The following is a 6,303-nucleotide window of genomic DNA, read 5'->3' on the forward strand; positions in this document are numbered from 1 at the left end:
CTCGCATCTCTACAGCGTCTTTCCATGACTTTTACTGTGCGTTCACAAATTCCAAATACCCACTGCTAAGTTCTTTCACCGCCAAATCATAAAATTGCTTACCGTGTTCAGGTGTTGCTAAACCCGGATTTGATCCCATACGTCCATCTGGATAATGCGCTCGAAAGTCTGCTGCGCTATAAATCCTGTGTCCGCTTGCAACTTCAGGTGAAAGAGGCGCTTGCTTAATTGCTTCTGGATAAACGTACTGGGTGAGGGCTACTTCACTTGGCGTTGCATGAGAACCTTCTTGATCCCCATATAATTCTTTAGCTAGCTTATATACAGAACCGCACATAAACCAGTTTGCCACTTGACATTGCACCTGTTGAGCATTGGGAATCTGCAAATCTTCTAAATGCGCGTAAGTTTCTGAAAAAGCTGCTTTGAGGGTGGCGATATTACCGCCGTGTCCGTTAATAAAGTAGAACTTGCTAAAACCAGCTTTAGCTAAACAAGTTACATAATCTCGCACTACTTGAATTAAAGTGCTGGGACGCAGACTGATTGAACCAGGAAAAGCAGTATGGTGCAATGCCATCCCCACGTTGATTGTAGGGCCAATGATCGCACCAGTTGCATCACCTACACCAGATGCGATCGCTTCTGCACAAATGGCATCAGTACCAATTAACCCGGTTGGCCCATGTTGTTCTGTGGAACCAATAGGGAAAATAATCCCCTTGGACTGCTGTAAATAAGCTTCGACTTCTGGCCAAGTACTTAAATGCAGTAACATTTTTGATGATTTTCCTCAATAAAATGGCGGTGGAACCAAATCTTTTTCTGCTAAATAGCATCTTCTGTAATTAAACTCCCACTAACACGATTATGAACTCCTAAGATTAACAGTGGTGCGATCGCTATAATAAATTTCAATAATAAATAATATCCCCCACTTCTTAAAGAAGTGGGGGATCTATGGCTTTTCACATTTTTAGTTATCAGCCAGCAACCAAGCAAGAACTTTCTGCAAAATTCGCAGGAAATGAGACTATTTATTTCTACAAATATTCTTTAGGGGATGTAGTCGCAACGAGTTTTGACAGATATGGATATAAGCAATTTACCGATTCTGCCACTTTACCCTACGGCACTTACTGCGAATCGTCCTATACTAGAAACCTCAACTAAGTTATGAGATATTCATCTTCTAGATCATCAACTAAACAAAGGGGATCACGCTTTTCCGTTGATTAATCCAAGTAATAATGTTTTTTCACGTCCTTTGTAATTTCCCATGTGCAAGACATACCAGCAGGAAAAGTTACCAAATCGCCTTTACCCATTTGCACTGATTGTCCACCATCAGGAGTAACAAGTACGTCACCTTCTAGAAAGTAGCAAGTTTCTTGAGAATCATAAGTCCAAGGAAATTTTGAGACTTCCTTTTTCCAAATTTCCCATTTAAAGACACCCAATTCATTGAGGCGTTTTTGTTGGGTTTGATGCTCAATTTTAATCTCCATATTGTGTTTTCTCTAGTTATGTTCAACAGTAGGATTGAATATCCTCTCCACACTGATCTACTAGATAACACAAAGCGCGAAAACGTAAATAGACAAGTTCGTTATAAAGGGGATTGAGCTTGCACATTGGCGGAATGTGACCTATCTTGCGACCAAAAAGCGTGATATCGCGCTCGAATGGACACTGGGCGGGGATCACTTTAGCAATCAATTTGGCTAATTTCCGATTCTGAATTTCAATTTTGTCTAACCATTGACGTAATGGTTGCAGTAAATCTAATTTCGGTCTAGTAAATTGCTTTTTACTACCTTTTTGATTCTTTTCTTCTAAAGGGTTAATAAAAGCAGGCAGAAAAATACGCTGATTAATTGTTTTAAGCATAGTTGTAGGCAAGGTTTTCCTTGTGTAGATGAACTATTTGCCGATTTGGAATATTACCATGTAATCTATCTGGTCAATTTGTATTGTGCTTGGAAGTTAGGAAGCAAAATAAGCATAAGGCAAAGAATTTACATGGATCTTTGGGGGGAAATGGTTTAACTAATTGTTATTTAAGCCCACCAAATGAGGAAGAACTGTCCCGTTAAATACAAAATAACAAAGAAAATATAAAAATGGCATTTCTTTAACTTATGGATTGCTAATCTTCGAGATAGCAATTTTATATATCACATATAAATGCCTGGTTTTCAAACTGCCTAGTATCTAGAGATGGACTTTAGGTAACAAAAAAACAGTTTCGCTCTAACTCCATATAGATTTCGCTAGGATTAGCCTCTAATATCAGCGATTTTAGGCTATTAAATATCTAGTAATCTGTCCGGTATGTTACACTAGCTAACTTAGATATTATCTAATAAGTAGCAATAAATTGTTTGATAAGTCCAAGCTAATATACTTAAAAAGTATAACACTTATAATAATATTTGCAATAAATATATCGTGTGTGATGCCCCTACAAATACAGAGGTTCTCACTTTAGTTCAATACAGTCTGAACCTCATCTTGTATTTGAGACACGCAAATACTCTCTTCTTCTTGCTAAAGAAAGGGGTTAGGGGTGAGATTTAAAAATATGCTTCATGCAAACAAGAACCGTTGTATAGATCAGGTAGTCTGTGAAATGCTATAATTATGAAAATATTATCTTTTAAAATATCTCAAGCCGTAATAATCTTGATATTTGCTGATTTACTCTACATTCTGCTGCTCTAATTTTGACAGCAATTTAGACTGTTAACTGTTGACGGTTAACAGTCATCATGTAAATGTTCAAGTTAAATGCGTAACAGCTTAACTGGTAAATTTAGGGATTGTCGTGAATCGGTCTTAGGTGTTTAACCACACAACGGCGCTTTGGAGGTATGTAGTAGGTACGTATCTTCTGCTAGATAGGTTTCACCAAATCCACCAGCGCCCAGTGTGTGGATAATAACTTGATGGCGATCGTTCGCTATATTGTCATGGGAGATTACAAGCAATATTCCTAAGATAGTTTTCCCCAAAACTACCTTCATTTCAAATCTAATAAACCTTCTTCTTTCAATTTAGGATTGAAGCGAATTTGCATTTGCAAACCACGCACTTCTAACAATTGCGTTGAAATTTCTGCTTCTACTCTGCGCGCCACATTTTTAATAATTTTTATTTGTGCTAATTCATCATTAGCTGGATTTTGATAATTTGCCTGTTCTTCAGGTGTCATTACAACTTTGACATCAATAGGATGAGTCCATTTTTCTTTTTGATCCCCATTCCCCCAGGGCACACTGCCATTTTCAGTAATCCAGGCATTTTCAGTATTTTCTAAAATTGTGCGACTAGGGCGTTCAATAGTTTGAATTTTTACCCAATAGCATTGCTGTGGCTGACGGACTAAATGCTGCTTAAGGCTGAGGTAAACATCACGAGAATATCCTACAAATTGGAGTACTTTTTCTTGGTCAAAGATAGCATATACCCCAATTTTACCCTGAAATTGTTCGGGTAATTGACCGCGATCGTCAATGTAAGGAATGTATTCCAGGGCTGCCAAAGAAGAAAGATTTGTTTCAAGAGCCATACATCAAATATTAAACTTACTATTTGCCTGCAAAATTAAGAATTCCTAATTAGGTAAAACTATCTTTAAAATTATCCATTATCAACTTTTTGGTAGATTGCACAAAGGCGACTGGGTTTAAAAATCTTAGCACTAAACATAAAATTTGGTGGAACGTTGATAATTGCATATTCATCAGATTCATGATATTTTTCAAATTCTGCTGGCATTCCTTTAGTGGTAGTTAAGCTGTAAGGAACTGGTTGAAAAAGTAATTCTGTAAATTTAACTTGCTCACACTGTAACTGTTGACGAATTTGGTTTAAGAAAGCAACGCTTGTCAATAAATTGAATAAAGTTTCTTGAGCTTGGGCTTCAAGAGTGAAACTGCTATCAAAGTTCTGGACGATTTTAAGGATCATTTTCTGTATAGGTAGCTATTAAGGGCTAAGTGATAAGAGAGGATAGGCAAGAATCCAAAAGTGCTGGACAAGCCTGCCTTTTGGTGCAGATGAGCTTTATGAAAAATTACCACTTTAAGATCAGCCTATTGGATTGTGTGACTTCTGTCAGCCACAGGAGTAAGCTGACATGATTAAGAATCGTGAAGTTTAGCAAATTTATCCTTAATGCTGTACTGACAAACTTCAGATATTGTACTGGAGTGATAGCCTATGGTGGGCTGCGCCTACGCACTTATCACACCAGCCCCTATCCTCCCTAAAAACGATTCTCACACAAAAAAATGAGTGGATAATCGTGATATAAACCACAACTATCCACTCAAAGTTTAGTAAATCAGAGTTACTAAAAAAACCCAAGTAGATTATTGAAACTTGGGAAAGATCAAACCACTTAACGTGACTCAGTTCCCTGATTGGGGCTACCTGCTACAGAATCATTTTCTGGTGCTTCTGGTGTAGCAGTGGGTTTAGCATCGCTCTTTTCATCATCGCCAGTTTTGCGCTTACTTTCGTCAACAGGGGTTTCGTAATTACCAGAACTGGGTGTATTTTCTTGGCTACCAGCTTTTTGTGGTTCAGACATTATTACATTCCTAATAATTTTATTGTTGGTATTATCTTAAGAAGATTAACAGTGTGAGTGCATCTATCCAGATATAGTTATGGCTGATTTCTACCTCTATCGAAAGTATTGTTTAGTACTACCCATGTATACTGAAAAAAACCAGAAATATAGAGTTTTTAAAGCTGACAAGGCTTTCTATGGTTAAGGGAGAACTTGGAGTGGGTTTTATGTCTAAGATGCTTTTGAAATTACTGTATTGATAGTTGCTAGTAAATGGCAACTGATCTGAGTCTGCTTAGGTGAATAATATGATGTGATGATTATGATACAAATTATCAAAGCGTAATTAATGAACCAAAGCAATCTATCGTTACCATCTGGGTGTATGCTTCGCAAGGCAACCTCTGCCGATAAGTGGCCGATTCGATTGCTGGTGTTTTCAGCGAAACTCGACCCAACCCAATTAAATTGGCAGCAATTTTGGGTAGTTGAATGCGATGCCTACGGCGGGCAAAGCCTACGCAATCTGGTAGCTTGTGGACAGCTACGTAATTTCTCAGGGGCACAAGAACTTGGTAGTTTGGTCGTTACACCAGCTTGGAGAGGTCGCGGTTTGGGTACTTTGCTAACGCAGCATTTGATTAATACGGCAACGCAACCACTTTATCTTGAATGTTTAGGTGAACGATTGGCGCAGTTTTACAGTCGCTTTGGTTTTGTGCCAATATCTTTTGAAGACTTGCCACAATTTCCTACGACAAGAAGCAAGTCTACGCTCAAGGGGAAATTTAGATTCTCGCAGTTAGCTAAAAGACTGCTCAGAGTTCCTGTGGTGTTCATGGAATATCGAGGCTTGACTCTCCCTAACCCTCCTTAAAAAGCAGGGAATTAGAGCAAACCTTTTTAAGCAGAGAAAGTTATCCATCAATCCAAGGGAGGTTTAGCAAAAATCGTTAGCAAGACTGGCCCTAATAAATAGTGGTGATTCAAACACAATAACCCACCAGAGGAGCCAAGAAGTTGACGTTGATTAGGGCTGTAGAGCCTAATTCCACGGGGAGAGACTGGCAGTATTTGCGGTTCTCCTTCTTTTTTAGAAGTAATGTCAACCAAATAGAAGCGTCCACCAGGAGAAAGTACCCGCGCTATCTCACTAACTACCTGTTTAGGTTCTAAATAGTGCAAGAAGCTGATAGTGCTGAAAACAGCATCAAATTGACCATCAGCAAAGGGAAGAGACTCCGCTTTGCCCTCAACATAAATTAAGCGTGGACGGTGGCGGTTGCTCTGTCTTGCTACCCACAACATATTAGTAGATAAATCCAATCCGGTGGCTTGCAGGTTGGGAAACTGAGTAGCAAGGCGCTCAAGTAAGCGTCCAGTACCACACCCGATATCAAGTACATTTGCTAGCTCTGGTAAATCGACGTACTCAAGCAACCGTTTGTGAACGGCTCGATAAAACACCGAAGGAAAGAGCCAGTCGTAACTTGGTGCCCATCGGTCAAAAAGGAACTTTTTGTTACTAAAAAAGTCATTAGTCATTAGTTTTAGCAGCTTCCCTGAAGCTTATCGCTTTTGTAGGCTAAGTTTAGCTGCGCCTCCAAGAAGTTGGTTATAGCTCAATACGGTTCAGTTAAGGCTAAAAAGCTGACTATTGACATGAAATTTTGGAGCTTCAGAGCGTTGTCCAGTACCTCTGTGTTTGAGCTTTTTAGAACAAA

At 38.9% G+C, this 6,303-nt stretch carries 9 protein-coding genes and 1 pseudogene; 2 read left to right on the plus strand and 8 right to left on the minus strand.

Annotated elements, in window-relative coordinates:
• Positions 1–31 precede the first annotated feature (31 nt).
• Positions 32–778, minus strand: coding sequence for a creatininase family protein (locus H6G26_RS19445; RefSeq protein WP_190730816.1), 747 nt, complete (start codon positions 776–778; stop codon positions 32–34).
• A 182-nt stretch (positions 779–960) separates the two neighbouring features.
• Between H6G26_RS19445 and H6G26_RS19450 the strand changes: the two genes are divergently transcribed.
• Entirely contained in the window at positions 961–1,173 is a 213-nt protein-coding gene (locus tag H6G26_RS19450) for a hypothetical protein (RefSeq protein WP_190730817.1), read from the plus strand.
• 62 nt (positions 1,174–1,235) lie between these two features.
• Here H6G26_RS19450 and H6G26_RS19455 read toward each other — a convergent pair whose 3' ends face one another.
• The 6 genes and pseudogenes from H6G26_RS19455 to H6G26_RS19480 form a co-directional block, all read right to left on the minus strand.
• Positions 1,236–1,508: a cupin domain-containing protein gene (locus H6G26_RS19455; protein ID WP_190730818.1), complete on the minus strand. Its 273-nt coding sequence runs from the start codon at positions 1,506–1,508 to the stop codon at positions 1,236–1,238.
• A 22-nt stretch (positions 1,509–1,530) separates the two neighbouring features.
• Entirely contained in the window at positions 1,531–1,890 is a 360-nt protein-coding gene (locus tag H6G26_RS19460; protein ID WP_190730819.1) for a Mo-dependent nitrogenase C-terminal domain-containing protein, read from the minus strand.
• Positions 1,891–2,818: 928 nt separating this feature from the next.
• Positions 2,819–3,026 (minus strand): annotated as a pseudogene (locus H6G26_RS19465) (hypothetical protein); the annotation flags it as partial.
• Entirely contained in the window at positions 3,023–3,571 is a 549-nt protein-coding gene (locus H6G26_RS19470; RefSeq protein ID WP_190730820.1) for a GIY-YIG nuclease family protein, read from the minus strand. The pseudogene H6G26_RS19465 and the gene H6G26_RS19470, both read right to left, overlap by 4 nt.
• 71 nt (positions 3,572–3,642) lie before the next feature.
• On the minus strand, positions 3,643–3,972 hold the full coding sequence (locus H6G26_RS19475; protein WP_190730821.1) for a hypothetical protein: 330 nt from the start codon (positions 3,970–3,972) through the stop codon (positions 3,643–3,645).
• A 433-nt stretch (positions 3,973–4,405) separates the two neighbouring features.
• Complete coding sequence (locus H6G26_RS19480; RefSeq protein WP_190730822.1) at positions 4,406–4,597, minus strand: hypothetical protein; 192 nt, start codon at positions 4,595–4,597, stop codon at positions 4,406–4,408.
• A 331-nt stretch (positions 4,598–4,928) separates the two neighbouring features.
• Between H6G26_RS19480 and H6G26_RS19485 the strand changes: the two genes are divergently transcribed.
• A complete protein-coding gene (locus H6G26_RS19485; protein WP_190730823.1) occupies positions 4,929–5,456 on the plus strand; it encodes a GNAT family N-acetyltransferase in 528 nt (175 codons plus the stop codon).
• Positions 5,457–5,503: 47 nt separating this feature from the next.
• On the opposite strand, the gene H6G26_RS19490 is transcribed toward H6G26_RS19485, so the two are convergent.
• Entirely contained in the window at positions 5,504–6,124 is a 621-nt protein-coding gene (locus H6G26_RS19490; RefSeq protein WP_190730824.1) for a class I SAM-dependent methyltransferase, read from the minus strand.
• Positions 6,125–6,303: the final 179 nt, after the last annotated feature.

Origin of the sequence: Nostoc sp. FACHB-888 (genome assembly GCF_014696655.1) — a bacterium.
In the GTDB taxonomy this organism is placed as follows: domain Bacteria; phylum Cyanobacteriota; class Cyanobacteriia; order Cyanobacteriales; family Nostocaceae; genus Nostoc.